General features: G+C 67.4%; 13 protein-coding genes. 10 read left to right on the top strand and 3 right to left on the bottom strand.

Annotated elements, in window-relative coordinates; all coding sequences use genetic code 11:
* The first annotated feature begins 114 nt into the window (after positions 1 to 114).
* The 10 genes from ACQ3HB_RS03875 to ACQ3HB_RS03830 all read left to right on the top strand — a co-directional run bounded on the left by ACQ3HB_RS03875 (position 115) and on the right by ACQ3HB_RS03830 (position 17,104).
* Entirely contained in the window at positions 115 to 714 is a 600-nt protein-coding gene (locus ACQ3HB_RS03875) for a hypothetical protein (protein ID WP_430917922.1), read from the top strand.
* 209 nt (positions 715 to 923) lie between these two features.
* Positions 924 to 6,641: a PKD domain-containing protein gene (locus ACQ3HB_RS03870; protein WP_430917920.1), complete on the top strand. Its 5,718-nt coding sequence runs from the start codon at positions 924 to 926 to the stop codon at positions 6,639 to 6,641.
* Between the two features lie 117 nt (positions 6,642 to 6,758).
* On the top strand, positions 6,759 to 8,102 hold the full coding sequence (locus ACQ3HB_RS03865; protein ID WP_430917919.1) for a hypothetical protein: 1,344 nt from the start codon (positions 6,759 to 6,761) through the stop codon (positions 8,100 to 8,102).
* Positions 8,089 to 9,513 carry a tyrosine-protein kinase domain-containing protein gene (locus tag ACQ3HB_RS03860; RefSeq protein WP_430917917.1) on the top strand — a complete coding sequence of 475 codons (1,425 nt, stop codon included), beginning with the start codon at positions 8,089 to 8,091 and terminating at the stop codon, positions 9,511 to 9,513. The genes ACQ3HB_RS03865 and ACQ3HB_RS03860 overlap by 14 nt, the downstream gene beginning before the upstream one ends.
* A 7-nt stretch (positions 9,514 to 9,520) precedes the next feature.
* On the top strand, positions 9,521 to 11,629 hold the full coding sequence (locus ACQ3HB_RS03855; RefSeq protein WP_430917916.1) for a glycosyltransferase: 2,109 nt from the start codon (positions 9,521 to 9,523) through the stop codon (positions 11,627 to 11,629).
* A gap of 35 nt (positions 11,630 to 11,664) precedes the next feature.
* The gene (locus tag ACQ3HB_RS03850; protein WP_430917914.1) at positions 11,665 to 12,978 is read left to right on the top strand and encodes a lipopolysaccharide biosynthesis protein; all 1,314 of its coding nucleotides are present in this window, start codon (positions 11,665 to 11,667) and stop codon (positions 12,976 to 12,978) included.
* Position 12,979: 1 nt separating this feature from the next.
* A complete protein-coding gene (locus ACQ3HB_RS03845; RefSeq protein WP_430917912.1) occupies positions 12,980 to 13,705 on the top strand; it encodes an arsenate reductase/protein-tyrosine-phosphatase family protein in 726 nt (241 codons plus the stop codon).
* A gap of 114 nt (positions 13,706 to 13,819) precedes the next feature.
* Positions 13,820 to 15,043 (top strand): DUF1972 domain-containing protein, encoded by a 1,224-nt coding sequence (locus ACQ3HB_RS03840; RefSeq protein ID WP_430917910.1) that lies wholly within the window; start codon positions 13,820 to 13,822, stop codon positions 15,041 to 15,043.
* On the top strand, positions 15,036 to 16,196 hold the full coding sequence (locus ACQ3HB_RS03835) for a Gfo/Idh/MocA family protein (protein WP_430917908.1): 1,161 nt from the start codon (positions 15,036 to 15,038) through the stop codon (positions 16,194 to 16,196). The genes ACQ3HB_RS03840 and ACQ3HB_RS03835 overlap by 8 nt, the downstream gene beginning before the upstream one ends.
* A complete protein-coding gene (locus ACQ3HB_RS03830) occupies positions 16,181 to 17,104 on the top strand; it encodes a hypothetical protein (protein ID WP_430917905.1) in 924 nt (307 codons plus the stop codon). The genes ACQ3HB_RS03835 and ACQ3HB_RS03830 overlap by 16 nt, the downstream gene beginning before the upstream one ends.
* Before the next feature lie 99 nt (positions 17,105 to 17,203).
* Here the strand turns inward: ACQ3HB_RS03830 and ACQ3HB_RS03825 are convergent, their stop codons facing one another.
* The 3 genes from ACQ3HB_RS03825 to ACQ3HB_RS03815 form a co-directional block, all read right to left on the bottom strand.
* Positions 17,204 to 18,430 carry a glycosyltransferase family 4 protein gene (locus tag ACQ3HB_RS03825; protein ID WP_430917903.1) on the bottom strand — a complete coding sequence of 409 codons (1,227 nt, stop codon included), beginning with the start codon at positions 18,428 to 18,430 and terminating at the stop codon, positions 17,204 to 17,206.
* 23 nt (positions 18,431 to 18,453) lie between these two features.
* Positions 18,454 to 19,272, bottom strand: coding sequence for a CDP-alcohol phosphatidyltransferase family protein (locus tag ACQ3HB_RS03820; RefSeq protein ID WP_430917901.1), 819 nt, complete (start codon positions 19,270 to 19,272; stop codon positions 18,454 to 18,456).
* 535 nt (positions 19,273 to 19,807) lie between these two features.
* Positions 19,808 to 21,409, bottom strand: a complete 1,602-nt coding sequence (locus tag ACQ3HB_RS03815) for a sugar transferase (protein ID WP_430917899.1) — start codon at positions 21,407 to 21,409, stop codon at positions 19,808 to 19,810.
* Positions 21,410 to 21,727: the final 318 nt, after the last annotated feature.

Below are 21,727 nucleotides of genomic sequence, written 5' to 3'. Positions count from 1 at the left end.
CGGCGCTGCGGGCGACCTCTTCGGGGGAGTCCCCGCCGATCGGCCCGTGGCTATGATCGTAGGACATCGGAGCGGCCGTCGGTTCGCTCGATGCATGCACGGTGAGGAGCGGCGATGAGTGCTGAGCAACCCGAGGTCACCCGGGAGCCGAACCACCGGCGCCGCAACGTGCTGATCGCCGTCATCGTCGCGATCCTCGTGATCATCGCCGTCGTGGTGACGATCGTCGTCGTGAACTCGGGCGGCCAGACGCGCGGCCCGGCCTCCGTGTCGACGAGTGCGCCCGCCGTGGCTCCGACGGCCGCGCTCCCTCAGCAGACGGCCGCGCCGATCGGCGACGACGTCACCGTGGAGCAGGGCGTCACCGTGAGCATCAGCGAGTTCCGCGCCGTCGAAGGCGAAGCCAAAGGTGCTGGCGAGATCGCCGGCCCCGCGGTCCAGTTCGACGTCACGGTGAAGAACGGATCCGGCGCCGCCATCCCGCTCGACACCATCCAGGTGAACCTGTTCTCCGGCGAGGGGATGACCCCCTTGGTGCCCCTCAGCGGGCCCGGTGTCACCCTGTTCCCCGCGAAAGCGGACGCGGGCGCCTCCGGAACGGCGACCTTCGTGTTCGCCGTCGCGCCGGCCGATCGCGAGACGTTGACCGCCACGATCGACTACCGTGCAGGCGTTCCCGCAGCCGTCTTCACGGGTTCCGCGCCACAGCAATGACGCTCGAACTGGGGGGTTCAGACCCCTCGGTTCTGCGGCCCTTCCTCCCTATACTTTCGGCTGAGGGGCCAATTCTCCGTTTCGCCGTACCCGCTCACGTGACCCGAATTCACGAGATGCGCCGCTGACGGTTGGGTCCTCGAACGATTGCACCGACCCGACCAGCGATCAGAACTCGAGCGAACATGTCCCGATCAAACCGTGCTCCCGTGGCAGCGGCAGTCCCGCCCGTCCGCCGCGCAGCCGAAGCCTCCGGCCTCCCCACCGAGCGAGACGACGCACAGCCGCGTCGCAGCAGCCGCGGACCGATCGTCGGCATCGGTGTCGTCGTGGCGCTCCTCGCCGCCGTGTTCACCGGCACACAGCCGGCGCTCGCCGACACCGCGCCAGCGGAACCGACCACGCCGACGACCGTGTCCTCGGACGCGCTCCCGACGGCGCAGATCGACGGGGTCGCCTGGTCACAGGTCGTCGTCGGCAACACGGTCTACGTTGCCGGCAGCTTCACGACCGCGAGGCCGTACGGTTCCGCGGCGGGTGTCAACACCGTCACGCGCAACAACCTCCTCGCGTACGACATCACCACGGGCAACCTGATCTCATCCTTCGCACCGAGCCTGAACGCTCAGGCACGCACGATTGTCGCGTCGCCCGACGGGTCGAGGATCTACGTCGGTGGCGACTTCACGAGCATCGACGGCGTCTCCGCCTACCGGATCGCAGCGTTCAGCACGGCGACGGGCGCACGCATCATGTCGTTCCGTCCCGTCATGGGCTCGACGGTCCGCGGACTCGCGGCGACGAACGACACCCTGTACGCAGGCGGCTACTTCCAGTCGGTCAACGGGGTCACCCGCTCACGCGCCGCAGCACTCAAAGCAAGCGACGCGAGCGTCCTGCCCTGGGCGCCGCAGACCGACAACTACGTCACTGCTCTGCAGGTTTCGCCTGACGGACACCAGGTCGTCCTCGGCGGAGCGTTCACGACGCTCAACGGTTCGAGCAACCCCGGCTACGGGCTCGCGGCCGTCGACTCGGTCACCGCAGCGCTCATCACCCCGTTCGGCGTGAACAACTTCGTCCGCAACGGTGGCAACAACGCCGCCGTGTACAGCCTGTCCTCGGACGGCACGAACTTCTATGGGACCGGGTACGTGTTCGGCGCCGGCGGCAACCTGGAGGGAACCTTCTCCGGCAAATGGTCCGACGGATCGATGAACTGGGTCGCCGACTGCCACGGTGACACCTACGACTCCTACCCGATGGGCGACGTCGTCTACACGGTGAGCCACGCCCACTACTGCGGCAACATCGGCGCGTTCCCGCAGACCGACCCGTGGACACAGCACTACTCGCTCGCGTTCAGCAAGGCGGCACTCGGCGTCAACACCGGTGACATCTACGGATACCCCGACCACCCCGGTCAGCCGGCGCCGAAGCTTGAGCACTGGTTCCCCGAGTTCGTGCAGGGCACCTACACGGGTCAGGGACAGGCGGGCTGGAACATCACGGGCAACGACAAGTACGTCGTCGTCGGCGGCGAATTCCGTGCCATCAACGGCGTCTTCCAGCAGGGCCTCACCCGGTTCGCGGTCAAGAGCATCGCCCCCAATCTCGACAAGCCGCGATTGAGCGGCGCGAACTACCAGATCAAGGCCACGGCTCTCGGAGCCGGCGCGGTGCGCGTCGCCTGGCCCGCCAACTGGGACCGCGACAACGAGAACCTCACCTACTCCGTGATCCGGAACGGTGCGACCGCTACCCCGGTGTACGTGAAGCATCAGAAGTCGAACTTCTGGACGTTGCCGAACATGTCGTACACCGACCGCGGACTGACAGCGGGGCAGAGCTACACCTACCGCGTGCGCGTCACGGACCCGCTCGGCAACTTCGTCGACAGCGCCTCCGTCACCTCCGTCGCGTCCTCGACGCCGACAGATCCGTACACGCTCGCGGTCCTCAACGACAACCCGAATTCCTACTGGCCGCTCGGTGAACCCAGCGGCTCCAGCGCCCTCGACTGGGCGGGTGCGAACGACCTCTCCCTCGGAGCAGGCGTGACCCGCGGCGCTCCCGGCGCGATGGTCGGATCCTCGACCACAGCATCGACGTTCTCCGGCACGGACACAGGATTCGGAGTGACGACCGGAACAGCGGCAGCGGCCCCCGACACCTTCACCGCTGAAGCATGGATCAAGACGACGACCACGTCCGGCGGCAAGATCCTCGGCTTCGGCAGCTCTGCTACCGGGAACTCCGGCAGCTACGACCGCCACGTCTACATGGACAACTCGGGCAAGATCCTCTTCGGCGTCTACCCGGGTAGCACGCAGACCGTGAACTCGAGCAGCGCCTACAACGACGGCCAGTGGCACCACGTCGTGGCTTCGCTCGGCTCCGGCGGCATGAAGCTCTACGTCGACGGCAAGGTCGTCGGATCGCGGACCGATGTGACGACCGGGCAGGCGTACACCGGCTACTGGCGGGTCGGCGGCGACAACATCGGAGGATGGCCGAACCAGCCGTCGAGCAACTACTTCAACGGTGACATCGACGACGTCGCGGTCTACCCGACCGTGCTCGACCGCACCGCCGTGATCAACCACTACGTCGCCTCCGGACGCACCTCGCCCATCCCGGCGGCTCCGACCGACACGTACGGCGCTTCCGTCTACAACCTCGATCCCACGCTCTACTGGCGCTTGAACGATGCGAGCGGCTCGACCGCCGTCGACTCCGGACCCAACGAGAACCCCGGCACGTACACGGGCAACGTCACGAAGGGGGCCACAGGCGCCCTCAGCGGCAACCCGGACAAGGCAGCCACGTTCGCTCCGGTGAACAATAACGGCAACTGGACTGAAGCGGGTGTGGCGAGCACCAAGACGTTCACCGACCCTGAGGCGTACTCCGTGGAGCTGTGGTTCCAGACGACGACGCACAACGGCGGCAAACTGATCGGATTCGGTGCTCAACCGACCGGCACGTCCAGCAGTTACGACCGGCACGTCTACCTCGAGAACGACGGGCGACTGACGTTCGGCACCTACACGGGGCAGACGAACACGATCACGACTCCGAACGCGTACAACGACGGGGCCTGGCACCAGGTCGTCGCGAGCCAGTCGTCGGACGGCCTCAAGCTGTACGTCGACGGTGCACTGGTCGGAACGAACGCGACGACCCAAGCCCAGAACTACACGGGCTACTGGCGGATCGGCGGAGACACCACCTGGGGCGGCACCGCGCCGTTCTACACCGGCAAGCTCGATGAGGTCGCGGTCTACGACAAGGCGCTCACTCCTGCGCAGGTCAACCAGCACTACGTCATCGGCTCCGGCAATGTGCCGAACCAGGCGCCGACGGCAGCGTTCACCTCGCACGCCACGGACCTCTCGGTCGCCTTCGACGCCACGGGCTCGAGCGACAGCGACGGCGTCGTGTCCTCCTACGCTTGGGACTTCGGCGACGGAACCACTGGCACCGGTGCAACACCGACGCACCCGTACGCGGCGTCCGGCGACTACACGGTCACCCTGACCGTGACCGATGACGACGGCGCCACGGCGACGGTGCAGCACCCTGTCACGGTCCTCGCAGCGAACGTCGTCCCGACAGCCGCATTCACCACGACGGCGAACAACCTGACGCTCAACACGGACGCGACGACGTCAGTCGACCCGGACGGGACGATCACGGCCTATGCCTGGAGCTACGGAGACGGGCAGGGCGGCACCGGGGCGACCTCGAGCCACACCTACACGGCGGCCGGGAACTACGACGTGACGCTCACCGTCACGGACAACCGCGGAGCCACCGCGACCGTCACGCACACGGTGACCGTCAGCGCGCCGGTGCTCGTGCCACCGGTCGCATCGTTCACCACCACGGCCACCGATCTGAACGTCTCCTTCGACGGCTCAGCGTCGACCGATCCGGACGGCAGCATCGTCTCCTACGCCTGGGCGTTCGGCGACGGCGCGAACGGCATCGGGGCGACGGTGCAGCACAGCTACCCCGCGACGGGCAGCTACGTCGCAACGCTGACGGTCACCGACAACTCGGGAGCGACCGGCACGGCGACGAAGACGATCACGGTGACGGCTCCGCCGGCTCCGCCCGTCTTCGCCCAGGACCGTTTCGAACGCAGCGTGACGGCCGGCCTCGGGTCCGCAGAGACCGGCGGCGCATGGTCGCTGTCGGGCGGAAACGCTCCGTTCTCCGTCGGAGGCGGCAAAGCATCGGTGGATACTCCTGCTGGAGCGACGCGACGCGGAATCCTCGGCGCAGCGACCGGCACGGACTCCGAAGTCGCAGCGACGTTCAGTTTCAGTGAGATCACCGGAACGGGCGTCTACGCTTCGGCGATCGCCAGACGAGTCGGCACCGATGACTACCGCGGGCGCCTGTGGGTCCGTGCGAACGGCAGCGTCGTGCTCCAGACCATGCACGGCGGGACCGTCCTCCAGCAGCTCGTGCTGCCGGGTGTGACGTACACGACGGGCGACAAATACACGCTCCGCGTCCAGGTGACCGGATCGAACCCGACGACCGTCAAGGCGCGCGCCTGGAAGGTCGGATCGACGGAACCCACGACGTGGCAGGTGACGAGCACGGACACGACCGCCGCCCTGCAGGGCGCCGGAGCCGTCGGCTTCGAGACCTACCTGGGTGGAACGGCGACGAAGTCCGTCGTCGTCGGCGTCGACGACTTCCTCGGCCGAGCACCGGTCGACGGCCCGCTCGTCGTCCCGACCGCTCCGGCGAACGTCGGCCCGACGGCCTCGTTCGCCGCCTCGAACAGCAATCTGACGGTCTCCGTCGACGGTTCGGCCTCGGTCGACCCCGACGGCACGATCGCCTCCTACGGTTGGGCCTTCGGCGATGGTGCGACCGCTACCGGTGCCACGGCATCCCACGCCTACACGAACCCCGGTACCTACACGGTCACACTGACGGTGACGGACAACGCGGGAGCGACAGGAACGGCCACGAAGCAGGTCACGGTGACGGCACCGCCGCCCAACGTCCCGCCGACAGCCGCATTCACCGCCACGGCGACCGACCTCGCGCTCAGCGTGGATGGCTCGACCTCGACGGATCCGGACGGAACGATCGCGTCCTATGGCTGGGACTTCGGCGACAGCGGGACGGGCACCGGTGCGACTGCGTCGCACACGTACACGACGGCGGGCACCTACACGGTGACGCTGACGGTGACCGACAACGCGGGAGCCACGGCGCAGACCACCCGGAGCGTCACGGTCACCGCACCGGTCGTGCCGCCCGTCGATCCTCCGGCGACCACGACTCTTGGAGCAGACACGTTCGAGCGGGCCGTCACCGCAGGCTGGGGCACCGCCGACACCGGTGGCGCCTGGACGCTGAGCGGCGGCAACGCGGCGTTCACCGTCGCTGCAGGCACCGGCCAGGCCGCGACCCCGTCGGGAGGAACGCGACGCGCCCTGCTCGCGGGAGTCTCGGCCACCGACGTCGAGCTCTCCGGGAACGTGTCCTTCGCCTCGAACATCACCGGATCGGGCGTGTACGAATCGCTCATCGCCCGTCGAGTCGGCACCGACGACTACCGGGCGCGCCTGTGGGTCCGTCCCACGGGTGTGGTGGTGCTGCAGCTCATGCACGGCGCGACCCTGCTCCAGCAGGTCGTTCCGGCCGGGCTCGCGTACGCCCCCGGCGACGTCTTCACCGTGAAGTTCCAGGCCGTCGGCACCAACCCGACGACCCTGAACGCGAAGGTCTGGAAGGTGGGCTCCACGGAGCCGACCGCATGGCAGGTCACGGCCACCGACACGACGGCAGCCCTCCAGGCCGCCGGTGCTGTCGGCGTCGAGACGTACCTCGGGGGCACCGCGACCGAACCGGTCACCGTCGTCCTCGACGCCTTCCTCGCACGCAAGCCCAACTAGCGAACGTGGTGGGGAATGAACATCGCGCCTTCACGAGTGCGGTAGGGCTAGGCTGCTTGCACGTGACGGGCGAGGGCCCGGCACCCCGTGGATCCGACGGTTACTGAGGAGCGACGCATGCCGACGCTCGAAGCACCTGCACTCGACCGGTACCTGCTGGTCGGGCTCGGTGTCGTGCTCGCTGCTGTCGTCTTCCTTCTGCTCAGGCGCAACGCGAGAGTCGCGGCCGTGGTCTGGCTCGTCGCCGTGTGCTTCGTGCCCGTCTGGCTGGGCCTCAACATCGGTCCGTACTGGCCTCCGGCCGCACTCGCGGGGCTCGGCGTGATCCTTGCGCTGCTCCCGGTCCCTGGGTGGAGGATCGGCACCGTCGACGTCGTGATCATCGCGCTCAACGGCCTGTACGTGGTCTCACTCGTGCTGAAATCCGTGACGATCGACGCCGGCTTCGTGCTCGTGTTCACCTGGACGGCAGGGTATGTGCTCGGCCGTGCTGTCGCCCTCCGCGTGGGGCTCGTGTGGCTCTACCGTGCGGTGAGCATCGTCTTCTCGGTCGTTGCGGTGCTCGCGATCCTCGAGTTCGTCATGCACTGGAACCCCTTCGTGCAGATCTCCGCCGGCAACAGCTTCCTCTACCAGGTGTGGGGGACGCTGCAGGAGCGGGGCGGCATCGTCCGAGCGGAGGGCGCGTTCGGGCACTCGATCGCGCTCGGTGCGTCACTCGCGCTCGTCATGCCGATGGTGCTGGTGAACGGCTTCCGGCTCTGGATCAGACTCGGCATGGTCGGGGTGATGCTGCTCGCGACCGTCCTCACCTTCAGCAGGGCCGGCATGATCTGCGCAGCCCTCTCGATCATCGGGTCGCTCGTCTTCGTGCGCGGCATCATGTCGCTCAAGGCGAAGCTGCTCGTCGTCGGCGTCATCGCCGCCATCTCCGCTGCCATCTTGCCGTTCGTCGGCGACGTGTTCACCGCAGCGGGCGATGAAGCGGTGGGAAGCGCGGACTACCGCGGAGACCTCGTGTCCCTCGTGGCTGACATGAACGTCATCGGGGTCTCACCGTCGATGACCCGCCTGCCCAATGGTGACGTGTACTTCGGATCGTTCCACTCGATCGACAGCGCGCTGATCCTCTTCGGGCTCACGTACGGCCTCCTGCCACTCGTGCTCGCTCTCGCGCTGCTCGTCGCGGGCGTGATCGTGCTCCTCCGCGGCCGCGGCAACGCACCGCTGGTCGGCGTGATCGCTCAGATCCCAGCTCTCATGACGGTGGCGCTCATCACCCAGTACTCGATGCTCTTCTGGTTCGTGTTCGGGGTCTCCGTCACGGCCTACGCACTGCGATCCGGGCAGGATCCGCAGACCCAACAGAACAACACTCGTATGACAGAATCAACATCCGTCGAACCGCAACCCGAAGCGGTCACAAGGGGAATAGAGGCCGGCGTCCATGGGGGCTCGTGACTACCTGCAATTGGTGAAACGCGGATGGTATCTGCTGGTCGCCGCAACACTGCTCGGCGCCGGAGTGGCGGGAGGGCTGTCGCTGCTCGCGACACCCGTGTTCTCGTCGACCGCGTCGCTGTACTTCTCGCTCAGCCAGGGGAACTCCGCCTCGGACCTGAACCAGGGCTCGACGTACACCCAGAACCAGATGCTGTCGTTCGCGCAGCTCGCGACGTCCGCGATGGTCCTCGACCCGGTGATCGACGATCTCGGCCTGGACAAGAACGCGACGCAGCTGGGTCGGCGGGTGACGGTCACGACGCCGCAGAACACGGTGATCCTGAACGTCGTCGTCACCGACCGGTCCGGGCAGGTAGCGGCCGACATCGCGAACGGTGTCGCCGATCAACTCGTGAAGTCCGTCGAAGCGATCGCGCCACGCGACGCCCAGGGCAAGACGACGGTGTCCGCGACGACGATCGACGCCGCAGTCGTGCCCCAGTACCAGTCGTCTCCGGACAAGCCCAAGAACGTCGTGCTCGGCGCGCTCATCGGTTTCGTCGCCGGGCTCTTGATCATCCTGCTGCGGGAGCTCATCGACAACCGGGTGCGCACTCCCGAATCGCTCGCCGCGATCTCGTCAGCACCGCTGCTGGGCCGACTCGATCGACTGTCGAAGCGTGAACGCGACGGTCTGGCGATGCTCGACGACCCGCGCGGTCCCACGGCGGAGGCGTTCCGCCAGTTGCGTTCGAGTCTGCAGTTCGTCGCGATGTCGAAGAAGCGGCTCAGCGTCGTCGTCACGTCGTCCATCGCAGGCGAGGGGAAGTCGACGGTCGCTATCAACCTGGCGTTGACGCTCGCGGAGACCTACCCCAAGGTGATCGTCGTCGACGCGGATCTTCGGCGACCGATGATCGCGGAGTACACCCAGCTCGAAGGCGCCGGCGGCCTCACGACGGTACTCGTCGAAGACGCCGACCTCGACGCCGTCATCCAGCAGTGGGCCGTACCAGGGCTCCATGTGCTCCCCGCCGGCACGATTCCACCGAACCCGAGCGAGCTGCTGTCCTCGACGGCGATGGCCCGCCTCGTCGAGCGACTCGTGGAACGGTACGACGTCGTGATCATCGACTCCGCGCCGGTGCTCTCGGTGGCGGACGCCTCGATCCTCTCCCAGCTGGTGGACGGGACGGTCATCGTGGCCGACACGACCCAGGTCCGTCGTGCTCAGCTCTCGGAGACCCTCGATTCGCTCGCCAAGTCGGGCGCCAAGGTGCTGGGCGTGGTCTTGAACAAGGTGAAGCACGCCACGGGTGAACGCTACGAGTACCAGGCGCACACCCACGCACACGTCGCCGAGCGATCTGCGGAGCGTGCTGAACGAGCAGAAGAGCGCGCTGCCGAGCGCGCCGCAGCAACGAAGTGACCCGATGATGAGCGACGACGGAACGACCCGGCTCGGCATCGTCGTCGTCAATTTCGGGTCCTCTGCGCTCATCCAACAGAACCTTCGCGATCTCGATGTGGACGCTCTCGGCGCCCGAGTCGTCGTGGTCGACAGCTTCCACTCCGATGCCGAACGGGCTGCACTCGTGGAGCGCGCCGCTCCGCACGGCTGGGAACTCGTACTGCCGGCGACGAACGTCGGTTTCGGCGGCGGGATGAACCTCGGCGTGGCCCGCGCCTCGGAGCTCGGCTGCACAGTCTTCCTGCTCATCAACCCTGACGCCGTCATCACGACGGACGGCGCAGCCGCGTTGCTCGAGCGGCACGATCGCGAACCGCTCGAGCTCCTCGCACCACGCATCGTCCGCCCAGACGGCACGGTGTGGTTCCAGGGTGCGGATCTCACACTCGACGACGGCCGGATCCGTTCGCTGCGGAATCGCGCGTCGCTGGCCGGTCGCCCGTACCGCACCTGGTTGAGCGGAGCGTGCCTTCTCATCGGACTCGAACTCTGGACCCGCGTCGGCGGGTTCCACCCGGACTACTTCATGTACTGGGAGGACGTGGACTTCTCCGCTCGTGTGCAGGACGTCGGCGGGACCGTCGCCGTGGACGACACGGTCGAGGTCGTGCACGACGAAGGCGGCACCCAATCCCATGGCGGCACTGTCCGCTCCGGGACCGCGAAGTCGAATCTCTACTACGAGTACAACGTCCGCAACCGCATGCGCTTCGCGGCGCTCCTCCTCGATGAGGACCGCATCCGGGCCTGGCGACGCACCGCTCCGGCCGTGGCGTGGGAGATCCTCCTGCAGGGAGGCCGACGGCAGTTCCTGACCGCGTCCGGTCCTGGGGCGCTTCTCGCCGCCGCACGCGGCCTGCTCGACGGCGACCGTCTCGCCGTGAGGGCTCTGCGAGATCGTCGACGAACAGGTCGGGCGGAGGGGTCCGGCCCGCGGATGAACGTTCCCTCGGTCGACGTGCCTCCGGTTGATGCACCGGCACGTCGGAAGCACGTCCAGCTCTACGAAGTGGTCCGAACCGCGCACCTCGAGCGAGCCGCGGCTTCGACGGCCTCGTCGCCCTCCGTGATCCTCTACGAACGGACCAGGTACGACTTCGATGCTGCGCTCGCCGCATCGCTCGAGGTGAGGCGAGCAGGCGTTCTGGGAGCATTCCGCTACTTCCTCCGCACCGACGTCGACGTCCTGGAAGTGAACGAACCCCTGCAACTCTCCGCCATGCCCCGCACGGCCGCAGCGCTGCTTGGATCACGTCTGCGGCGGATCCTCCGGGGATCCCCTGCAGAGAGGACGACAGTCGTCACATACGCGATCGAGAATGCGCCGCCACGCTCAGCCCCGCGACCGGCGAACGCGCGCTCACGCCTCAAGCGACGACTGCAGTTCGTCGCTGCGCGCCTCGTCTGGCATCGTCTCGATCGCATCGTGTTCGGCACCGAACAGGCGAAGAACCTCTACCGGGACGTCTTCGGGACACCCGTCGGGGACGCGCGTCTCATCGAAGCGTTGCCCCGCGCGGAGGGATCCGAGACGCACGCCAAGGACCGGTCGCTCGTGCTCTTCCTCGGAGCGCTCGGCGAACGGAAGGGGTTCGACCTCGTCCTCGACGCGTGGCCGTACGTGCTGGAACGGATGCCAGAGGCCAGACTCCGAATCGACGGGAAGGGCGAGCTGGAGAGCAGGGCGATCGAGGCCGCATCGGCCGACGCGTCGATCGACGTCGCCATCGACCCGCCACGTTCCACGATCACGGAAGATCTCGCGCGTGCACGCGTGCTGGTGCTCCCTTCACAGCCCTTCCGCGGGTGGCGCGAACAGGTCGGACTGCCGATCGTCGAAGCGCTCGCGAGCGGCTGCCTCGTCGTCACGACCGACCAGACGGGCCTGGCCCCCTGGCTCGAAGCGAATGGTCATCGGGTGATCAACGGCTCGACGACGCCGCAGGCGATCGCGGAGGCGGTCATCGACGCGCTGTCCAACGGTCGCGAACCGTCCGCGGTCCTCGCCACGCTTCCTCCGGTGGACGGACGACGGGCGGCCGAGGACTGGCTCCTCGTCGGGAGCGCATCGTGAGCCGGGTGGCGGCCGGGACCCGCAAGAACACGGGGATGCTCGGATCAGTCGGATCCACGGCGATCGTGAAGGTCGGCGTCATGGGTGTGTCCGGCATCCTCGGTCTCATCACGACGCGCCTCATCATCCAGCACTTCGGAACGGACGATTACGCGCAGTACGGTCTTCTGACGTCGCTCCCCAGTCTGCTTCCGTTCGCCGACCTCGGCATGGCGGCGGTCGTCATCAACGCCGTGGCGGGTTCCAACGATCCGAAGCAGGATCAACTCGTCCGCCGGTCGATCATGACGGCGCTGCGGATCCTGATCGTCGCCGGCCTCATCCTCATCCTCGTCTCCGGCCTCATCACCTGGTTCGACTGGTGGCCCGTGCTCCTCGGTGCGGGCGTGCAGGGGGATGAGGGAAACCTCGCCGCGTTCCTCTGCCTCGCGGTCTTCGGACTGGCCCTTCCGTTCTCCGTCGGCGCCCGAGTGCTCGTGGGGCTGAAGCGCGCGAGCACACAGGTCGCGGCCCAGTCCGTGGTGTCCCCGCTCATCCTGCTGAGCGTCGGCCTGGCCGTCACACTCTCGCTCCCGGTCGGCGGCTACCTGGCCGTCATCTCCGCGGTCGCCAGCGGCATCGCCTCCCTCTTCTGCCTCATCCTCGCCGCACGAGCGCTGCGGCCGCAGATCTCGCGCGCGATCAGAGACGTGCCGCGCATCCGATCGGTGAAGGGCGTGCCTGCGTTGGGGCTGGCCTGGCCGATGCTCGCCCAGATGGTGGCTCTGCCCATCGCGATGCAGACGGACCGGATCCTCCTCAGCCACCTCACGAGGGGCGATGAGCTCGCCCAGTACAACCTCGCGATGCAGCTGTTCGGACTCGTGCTGCAGACCATCGCGGCCGCCGGCGTCGCACTCTGGCCGTTCTTCGCGAAGGCGCGAGCGGACGGAGCCATCGTGTCGCCGATGAAGTCCGTCATGTGGTTCCTCGGCGGCGGCCTCGCCGTTGCGGGCGCACTCGCGGTCGTCTCGCCGTGGATCACCGGGTTCGTCTCCGCCGGCAAGATCCAGCTCGACGTGTGGCTGCTCGTCGGCTTCGTGGTCTTCGTCGCGATGCAGTCGGCCAAGTATCCGCTCGGCATGTACATGACCGACGCCCGTGGACTGCGGTTCCAGGTCCTGCCCATCGTGATCATGGTCCCGTTGAACCTCGGACTGTCCTGGCTGCTCATCGGGGTCCTGGGCGCGGCCGGGCCGATCATCGGCTCGGCGATCGCGGTCGCACTCTGCCAGGTCGTCCCGAACTTCTGGTACGTGACGAGAGACCTCCGAGCTCGCCGCGTTCTGAGCCCCGATCCGAAGGAGTGACATGGCGCAGGAACCCAACGAAGCGGCTCCAGCTGAGGGCGGCGCGACCAAGGGGTCGTCGAGCGAAGAGCCCGGTCGCATCCTCGTCGTCTGCCACGCGAATGTGTGCAGATCCGTCCTCATCGCCGGAGTGATCCGGTCGGAGCTCGCGCGCACGGCCTGGGCGGACGTCCAGGTCGTGAGCGCAGGCACAGGCGCCCAAGCGGGGATGCGGGGATGCGAGGAGGCGTCCGAGATCCTCGCCGACCGGTATGGAGTGCACAGCGGTCCCCATCGCTCGCAGGCCGCGACCCTGTCCAGAATCACCGCGGCAGACCTCGTGCTCACAGCCGAGCGGGCACAGCGGGCCGCAGTGGTCGCGAGTTCTCCGCTCGCCTCGTCGAAGGCGTTCACCCTCCGCGAAGCGGAGGCGCTCCTCGGAACGCTCGACGCCGACGCAGTGCGCAGCTCCGATGTCCTGCAGCGACCAGACAGGAGTTCGCTCGTGACCCTGCGCGCCCTCGCCGCATCGCGTCGGGGGTACGCGCGATATCCGGAGACCCAACGATCGCTCTGGAGCAGACTCGTGCCAGGGGCCGCCGCGCGGACGACCCCCCAGCACCCCATGGACATCTTCGACGGACACAACGCGACGCCCCGCCGTCACGCCGAGACGCTTGCGACGGCAGAAGCCGCCGCCGTCGCATTCGTCCGTCAGCTGGAGCGGCTCGGGCTTCCCGTCCGGTGAGGCTGACCTGCTCCCGGAATCACCCTGTTTTTGGGGGTATGGAACCCCCCATGCGACCCCCATTCCAGCGATAAACTACTGACCACTCCACAGGAAATGTCCCGAGCGTTTCCCGTGTCGAAGGTCCAGGGAACGCCCGAACGTTCCGACTGGATCGACCATGTGGAGGTCGAGGAGGGCGGGCGCATGGGGACGGATCAGTTCGACGATTCCGGTCGCCCCGTCGTCCGCATCCTCGGCACCCACGGCATCCCGGCCGCATACGGCGGCTTCGAGACGGCCGCCGAGAACATCGCCGTCTATCTCCACGAGCACGGCTGGCGTGTCATCGTGTACTGCCAGTCGGACGGTTCGGGGGAGATCGTCGAAGACGTCTGGCGCGGCATCGAGCGCGTCACGATCCCGGTCGGCCCGGACGGATGGAAGGGCACGTCGCTCTTCGACCTCAAATCCATCCGACATGCTTCGCGGTTCCGCGATGTGTGCCTCACGTTCGGATACAACACTGCGGTATTCAACGTCATCCAGCGTGTGAAGGGCATCCCGAACGTCATCAACATGGACGGCATCGAGTGGTCGCGCGCGCGATGGGGCTTCATGAAGCAGTCGATCCTGTACGTGAACGAGCGGATCGCCTGCTGGGTCGGCAACCGCCTCATCGCCGATCACCCCGAGATCGAGCGGTACCTCGCGAAGAAGGCGAAGCGGTCCAAGCTCACGACGATCACCTACGGTGCGCACCTCGTCGAGTCTGCTGCGATCCAACCGGTGGCGGATCTGGGCCTCGAACCGGGCGGCTACCTGACGCTCATCTGTCGGCCCATTCCAGAGAACTCCATCCTCGAACTCGTTCAGGCGTTCTCCTCCAAGCGACGCGGCGTCAAGCTCGCCGTGTTCGGTACGTACACACCCGAGGCCGACGACTACCACCGGCAGGTCGTCGACGCGGCCAGCGACGAGGTCGAGTTCGTGGGCCCCGTCTACGATCCGACCGACCTGGCCGCCCTCCGATTCCATTCCCTCGGGTACCTGCACGGCCACACCGTCGGCGGGACGAATCCGTCGCTCGTCGAGGCCATGGCCGCCGGCAACGCCGTCATCGCGCACGACAACGTCTACAACCGATGGGTCGTGGGCGACGGAGCCCTCTACTTCAGCACGGTCCAGGACGCCGACGCGCGGATCACGGAGTTGCTCGAGCGCCCGGAACGTCGGGAAGCACTGTCCGCCTCGAGCACGGCACGCCATGCCGAGGAATTCACGTGGGAGCACGTCGCGGGAGCGTACGAGTCCGTCCTGCACAGTTACGTTGGAGGAGTTGATGTCGCACGTGTCTGAAACCGTCACCGCGCCGGCCGAAGCAGCCGCACGAAGCACGAAGGACTGGCAGGGCGAGCGCGTCCGGGTCGGGGTCATCGGTCTCGGCAAGATGGGACTGTCCCATCTCGCGATGATCAAAGCCCACCCGGGGGTGAGCGTGGATGCTGTGGTCGATTCGACGGGTTTCATCCTCGACGTCCTGTCGAAGTACACGGGGCTGCGGACGTTCCCGTCCGTCGAAGCGATGCTGGAAGCGGTCGAGCTCGACGCGGTCATCGTCGCGACGCCGACGAAGTTCCACGCGCCCATGGTCAAAGCCGTCATCGAACGGGGTCTCCACATCTTCTGCGAGAAGCCGTTGAGCCTCAGCTCGGCCGACTCGGATGAGCTCGCGGCTCTCGCGGCGGAGCGGGGTGTGGTCACCCAGGTCGGGTACCACAACCGGTTCGTGGGGGCGTTCCGCGAGGTGAAGCGTCTCCTCGATCTCGGCGCGATCGGCCGGGTCACCCACATCCAGGCGGAGGCGTACGGCCCGGTCGTCCTCAAGTCCCGCGGATCGACCTGGCGGAGCAACCGCAACGAAGGCGGCGGGTGCCTGTACGACTATGCGGCGCATCCGGTCGACCTGCTCACCTGGTACGCGGGTGAGCCGATCGGCGTGGGAGGCACCGTGCTCGGCAGCGTCTTCTCCGAGCACACCGAGGACGAGGTGTTCTCGACGCTCTTCTTCGACGGCAACGTCAGTGCGCAGTTGTCGGTCAACTGGTCTGACGAGTCGTTCCGCAAGATGACGACGATGATCACGATCACCGGCACCGCCGGCCGGATCCACGCGGACCGTCAGGAGTGCCAGGTGTATCTGCGCGACACCGCCCCCGAGATCGACGGCTATGCACCGGGGTGGAACGTGAAGTACACGACCGAGCTGACGGAGGAGGTCTGGTACTACCTGCGCGGCGAGGAGTACAGCGCCCAGCTCGACCACTTCGTGCACCGCGTCGCAGACGGCGCCGTCGAGGGCACCAACTCATTCAGCAGCGCAGCCGCGACGGACCGCGTCCTCGAACTCCTCACCATCGACGCGGCGGCCGGACCGTCGACGCGCGCCGCAACAGCAACCGCACCGGTCAAGCCGGCTGCGAAGAAGGGCTTCTCATGGCGCAAGGCGTGAACGTGCAGCAGACGACCGCCGCCGAGGACGCCGCGGTCCGGATGCCCAGGCTCCTGTTCGGAGACAACCAGTTCTTCGGCGTCAACCACATGTCCGAGGAGAAGGCGCGCGCTCAGGCGATGCGGTTCCAGGACCTCGATGCCGTGATGGACGTCCTCGACGTCGCCGTCGACGAGGGCATCACCACCTTCATGTGCACGACGCACGACCGCATCGCCCAGATCGCGGAGCGGGTCCGCGCCGACCAGGTCACGTACGCCGACTTCGCCTTCTACCCGTGCATGCCGTACGCGCACAAGTACGCCGACGCGGTGACGGAGAACGGGATGCTCGGAGCCGTCCGGCGGTTCCTCCCGGAGGAGGGCCTCGTCAATGCGGCGCTCCGCGGCGGCAAGGCCTTCGCGAAGAAGGACGTCGAGGGGCTCATCACGCTCCTCGTCGATGCCGAGATGGCGATGTTCCGTGGCGTGCGCACTCCCGTGATCTGGCTGCAGAACGTCGTGGTCGACCTGCTCCTCGGCCTCGGCTTCCGCGACGCGTTCTCGATCTTCGAGGAGCACGTCCGCACACGATACGGCGCGGAGCCGGGGTACATCACGATGAACCTGCCGCTGCTCCTCGACGTTCTGGACGACAGCGGGATCGTCAATCCGATCGTCTGCTCGAACATCAACAAGATCGGTTTCCGCATGTCCGGCGGCCTCGGCGAGTACCGTCGAGTGCTTGAGGAGCGTCAGTTCCGAGCCGTCGCGATGTCCGTGTTCGCCTCAGGGGCGATCCCTCCGCGCGAAGCGATCGAATGGCTCTCCGCTCAGCCGAACATCGAGTCGATGGTGTTCGGTGCGTCGAGCCGTCAGAACATCCACAGCACGAAGACCCTCGTCGACGAGTACTTCGGTTCCGTCTGAGCAGGCCGGTCGCGTGAGCGCGGCCGACCACGTCTGAACGCCTGAGCGGCCACCCGGATCCCGAGTGGCCGCTCAGCGCGTTCAGATCGAGGAGTCGCGTCAGCGCCGCACGAGTCGGACCGATTCGATCACCGAGATGATCTCTGCGCGGTAGCGGGTGACGCCGAAACGCGCGAGCGCGGCGGTCCGGCTGTTGCGGGCGAGACGCGCTCCGAGCTCAGCGTCGTCGAGGATCGTCGCAATGGCGTCTGCGAGGGCCTGTGCGTCGCCTGGCGGCACGAGGAGTCCGGTGTCGCCGTCCTGGATGGTCTCGAGGTGGCCGAGCGCTGCAGAGGCGACGACGGGCCGGAGTGCGAGCTGCGCTTCGACGACGGCGTTGCCGAAGGGTTCGCGGAGCGAGGGTGCGACGACGATGTGCGCGCGCTCCAGGGCGGGCCAGATGGGGGAGACGTACCCCGTGAACGTGACGGCGCCGCGGAGGTCGTGCTGCTCGGCTCGCTCGCGGAGTTCCTCCTCGTACCACTCGTAGCCGGCGAACGGGCTCCCGCAGACGTCGATGCGCACGTCACGACCGGCCGTGCGCAATAGGCCGACGGCGTCGAGCGCGACGTGCGGTGCTTTCCGCGGCGAGAGTCTGGCGACGACGGCGAGTCGATGCGGCTCGGCGCCGATCGGCAGCGCGGTCGGTTCGACCTCCGGCGCCGGGACCCCGTTGAAGACCAGTCGTGCTTTGCGTGCGAGGCCCGGTGCGGCGCCGCACGTGGCCTCGAGCGATGCTCTGCTGATGACGATGAGCGCGTTGGCGAACCCGAGAGGCGCGTTGAGCGCGAACCGTACGAGCCGTCCGTCGGTGGTCTCGGCCTCGTGCACGTGGCACACGGCCGGCACCCCGCTGAGTCGTGCGGCGATGAGCCACCAGGGGAGGGTGACCGTGTTGACGTAGACGACATCCGGCTTGACACTGCGGATGACGCCACGGAGGGTCCGGATCGAACGGAGGCCGTCGAAGGCGAGCGAGGCGACGCCGCCGGCCGATGCATTCGCGCGTCGGAGGACCGGGAACGGGACGAAGAGGACCTCGGCTCCCCTGGATCGGAGCTTCGGGACGAGCTTGCCGTCGCGAGGCAGAGCGACGACCACGCGGTATCCGCCCTCGACAAGCCCCTCGATCGACTCCAGCATCTGGAGGTCTGACCCGTACACGTCCGGCGACGGGTTGGCGAAGAGCACGGTGCCCGTGTGTGCGTCACCCATGCGGAACGTCTGCTTCCTCGTCGTGTCGTCGACCTGGTCAGCGGTCGTCGGGGGCGTTCCGGTGTCGGTCATCGTCGCTGTGTCGTCAACAGCGCTCAAGATCGGATGACTGCCGGGGCGGGGTGCTCCACATCGGCGCCCAGGCGTCCCATGTCGCCGAACCATTTGATCGACGCGAGCAGCAGATGACCGCTGTTCGCCACGAACATGAGGGTATAGACGGCGAAGAACAGGTACGGGGATCCCAGCAGCAGGAAGATCATGCAGAGGAAGCCGTAGTCCGTGGGGATGACGAGGAGTGAACGCAGCAGGGTGCTGTGGCCGTTCGGTGCCGGGGTGTCGGTTCCATAGACGCGTTTCAGCTGGTCGTTCAGGATGATCGCGAAGAACGCGACCGCTGCGACGACCGTGTACGCGATCGGGATCAACAGGAGAGCCTGGCTCGGGAGGTCGAAGAAGCGGTAGGCGGTCACGAGCACGGCGAGGTGCAGCGTCGAGATCTTCGTCGCATCGATCACGTGGTCGAGCCACTCGCCGGACGGTGAACCGCCTCCGCGCAGGCGGGCGACCTGGCCGTCGGCGGAGTCGAGCGCGTAGCCGAGGGCCAGCGCGAACCAGACCGCGACGCCGAGCCACCAGGTCGGCGGGAGGATCGCGAGCATGGCGATGCCGCTGAACGTGAAGACCGCGCTGATCGCTGTGACGGCATTCGGCGTGAGTCCGAGCTTGTACGCGGCGGCTGCGAGGTAGCGTCCGACCTTCCGGTTGACGTACACCGAGTACGCGGGAGCGCCACGTGTGCGCTTCTTCTGCGCGCCGGCGAGGCGGGAGACGATCTCCGAGTACGCGTCTGTCGGGTGCGGCTCGGTGGACCGTGGCGGTGTGAAGTGAGTGACGGGGGCAGTTCGGGTCATGCCTGTCCTTGTATTCTCATGTCGGGTTCGCCGAATGGACCTGCGGTGATTTCGGGTCGGCAGGTCGTGGCGTGTGTCCGGCGAGGGTTCTGCCGGGTGGTGCGTGTCGGATGGTCGGCGGTGTGCCGGTGCATCACGTCGATGGCGCTCGCCGCACGGCTCGCTCGGGTGCTGCCGGCGCGTTCGGGGTGAGGCGCCGTCCGCTTCCGGAGCACATCGGGTAGGTGCGCGTCGGTTGCGGTCGCAGGAGCAGGTTCGGGTGTGCGGCAAGCGTCATCGAGCCGGTGAACGTCCTCCGCCGCGTCGGGTACGCGTATGGCTTCGGGGTGCACCGGGTCGCGGTGACAGTCGTTACTGTATCCGACCGATTCACCCGCCGGAAGGGGGTTTGTCCTCTTTTTGGCGGACACGATGGAGGACGTCGGAAAATTGCCCGCTCCTTGAGCGAATCCTGCGGAAATCGTGACGGAATGTTGCGTCGAATCAGTGGTTTCGTCTGATCCGACGAGCCGTGGCGCCCCCATCGCCCGCGACATCAGTACGCCCCCACCGGCCGAAGGACCACCTTCACGGTCTGCCAGAGGATCATGAGGTCGCCCGTGATGGACCAGTTCTCGACGTAGTAGAGGTCGAGGCGGACGCTCTCCTCCCAGCTGAGGTCGGACCGTCCGCTCACCTGCCACATGCCGGTCAGACCCGGCTTGATGTGGAGACGGCGATGCGCATCGCGCTCGTAGCCCTCGACCTCGCGAACGAGCGGCGGGCGCGGTCCCACGAGGCTCATGTCGCCCGTGAGGACGTTCCAGAGCTGCGGGAACTCGTCGAGCGAGAACTTGCGGAGGACACGACCGACGCGGGTGACGCGCGGGTCGTTCTTCATCTTGAAGAGCATCCCGTTGCCCTCGCTCTGCTGGAGCAGCTCTGGCAGAGCGGTCTCGGCGTCCACGACCATGGAGCGGAACTTGTACATCGTGAACCGCTCGCCGTTCCGACCGACGCGCTCCTGCGCGAACATGGCCGGGCCGGGGCTGTCGAGCTTCACGAGCAACGCGATGATCGCGAGGAACGGGGCGATGACGATGAGCCCGATGGTCGTGAGCGTGACGTCGAGCGCACGCTTCAGGATGTGGTGCCCGCCCTCGAACTGCGGGATCTCCACGTGGATGAGCGGGAGGCCCTCGACGGGACGGAAATGGATGCGGGGACCCGCGACATCGGTCAGTCGTGCGGCGAGGACGAGTTCGGTCGCGGTGCCCTCGAGGTCCCAGCCGAGGCGACGGACGTAGTCGCTGCCGCCTTCGACGGGGCCGGCGATGATGACGGCGTCGGCGCTGAGGTTGGCCGCGGCCTGGGCGACGCCGTCGACGTGCGAGACGACGGGCACCTGGCGGCGGGCCGTCGCGATGGGGTGCGGGAGGTCCTCATCGACCACGGACGCGCCGACGATGTCGTAGCTGACGCTGTGCCGGTCGGTGATCTGCTTGATGACGTACTCGACGTCATCGCGTTTGCCGACGACGACGGCGCGGGCGAGGTAGGTTCCGGCGCGACGCTGGGCGACGAGCCACTTGCGCCACAACCACCGCTCCACGAGGAGCGCGAGGGTGCCGATCGGCAGGGCGAGGATGAAGAAGCCGCGCGCGATGTCGACCTTCAGGATGAGGAAGGTGATCGCGAGGATGCCGAACGCGAACGCGCTCGAGTTGACGACGCGGCGGTACTCGGTCACGCCTGAGCCGAGGATGCGGGCGTCACGTGAGCGTGTGCTCGCGAGGAACACGAGCCAGACGGCGACGATGAGGCCAGAGAGCAGCAGGTAGCGGTCCTGCGCGAAGTCGGGCAGGGTGCCGTCGATGCCGAAGCGGAACGCGAACGCGGTGAGGATGGCGCCGACGACGATGACGCTGTCGCTCACGAGCAGACGCATCCGGTAGCGCAGCGCCCACTCGCGCTGGGTGAGGGACTTGACGGCCGGCGCCGACGCGACGCTCGAGGGTGCGACGAAGGAGGCCTGCTTGCGGCGGCCGATCGTGATCGGTCCGGCGAGCTGGAACTTGTCCTTCACCTCGGTGCTCATGATGCCGTCGGAACGGTCGCGGGCGAGGTGACGGACGGCAGGGTGTTCGGGTTCTGCCATCGGGTGAACCGACGGCGATTCGGGTGCGTCGTCATGGGGCTGGTGTCCAATTGTTCGATGCGTCGACAGACGGATCGGCTGCTGTGATGCGGGTGCGAGCGTTCGGGCGCTCGGGGGAGTGCGTCGTCGGCCGGGTACCCGACGGCGCCCGGACCTCGAAACCGAGATCAGCGTCCCCCATGAATGTGTTTCGAGTTTAGGGACGACGGTCCGCGACTGATTCCCCCACTCCTGGGGGCATTCACCCCCCAGTTCTGGGGGTCGGGAACGGTTTCGAGGAGGAAACCGTCGTCAGTGGCACGCTTCGCGGCGGTATCC

The sequence above is a fragment of the Plantibacter lichenum genome (genome assembly GCF_050587525.1).
Taxonomy (GTDB): domain Bacteria; phylum Actinomycetota; class Actinomycetes; order Actinomycetales; family Microbacteriaceae; genus Plantibacter.
This window is presented reverse-complemented; position numbering and strand designations above follow the sequence as displayed.

Bases quoted from the DNA above. Each gene is read 5' to 3' on its own strand.
- ACQ3HB_RS03875 (WP_430917922.1), top strand. From the start codon at position 115: ATGAGTGCTGAGCAACCCGAGGTCACCCGGGAGCCGAACCACCGGCGC.
- ACQ3HB_RS03865 (WP_430917919.1), top strand. From the start codon at position 6,759: ATGCCGACGCTCGAAGCACCTGCACTCGACCGGTACCTGCTGGTCGGG.
- ACQ3HB_RS03860 (WP_430917917.1), top strand. From the start codon at position 8,089: ATGGGGGCTCGTGACTACCTGCAATTGGTGAAACGCGGATGGTATCTG.
- ACQ3HB_RS03855 (WP_430917916.1), top strand. From the start codon at position 9,521: ATGAGCGACGACGGAACGACCCGGCTCGGCATCGTCGTCGTCAATTTC.
- ACQ3HB_RS03850 (WP_430917914.1), top strand. From the start codon at position 11,665: ATGCTCGGATCAGTCGGATCCACGGCGATCGTGAAGGTCGGCGTCATG.
- ACQ3HB_RS03845 (WP_430917912.1), top strand. From the start codon at position 12,980: ATGGCGCAGGAACCCAACGAAGCGGCTCCAGCTGAGGGCGGCGCGACC.
- ACQ3HB_RS03830 (WP_430917905.1), top strand. From the start codon at position 16,181: ATGGCGCAAGGCGTGAACGTGCAGCAGACGACCGCCGCCGAGGACGCC.
- ACQ3HB_RS03825 (WP_430917903.1), bottom strand. From the start codon at position 18,430: ATGACCGACACCGGAACGCCCCCGACGACCGCTGACCAGGTCGACGAC.
- ACQ3HB_RS03820 (WP_430917901.1), bottom strand. From the start codon at position 19,272: ATGACCCGAACTGCCCCCGTCACTCACTTCACACCGCCACGGTCCACC.
- ACQ3HB_RS03815 (WP_430917899.1), bottom strand. From the start codon at position 21,409: ATGGCAGAACCCGAACACCCTGCCGTCCGTCACCTCGCCCGCGACCGT.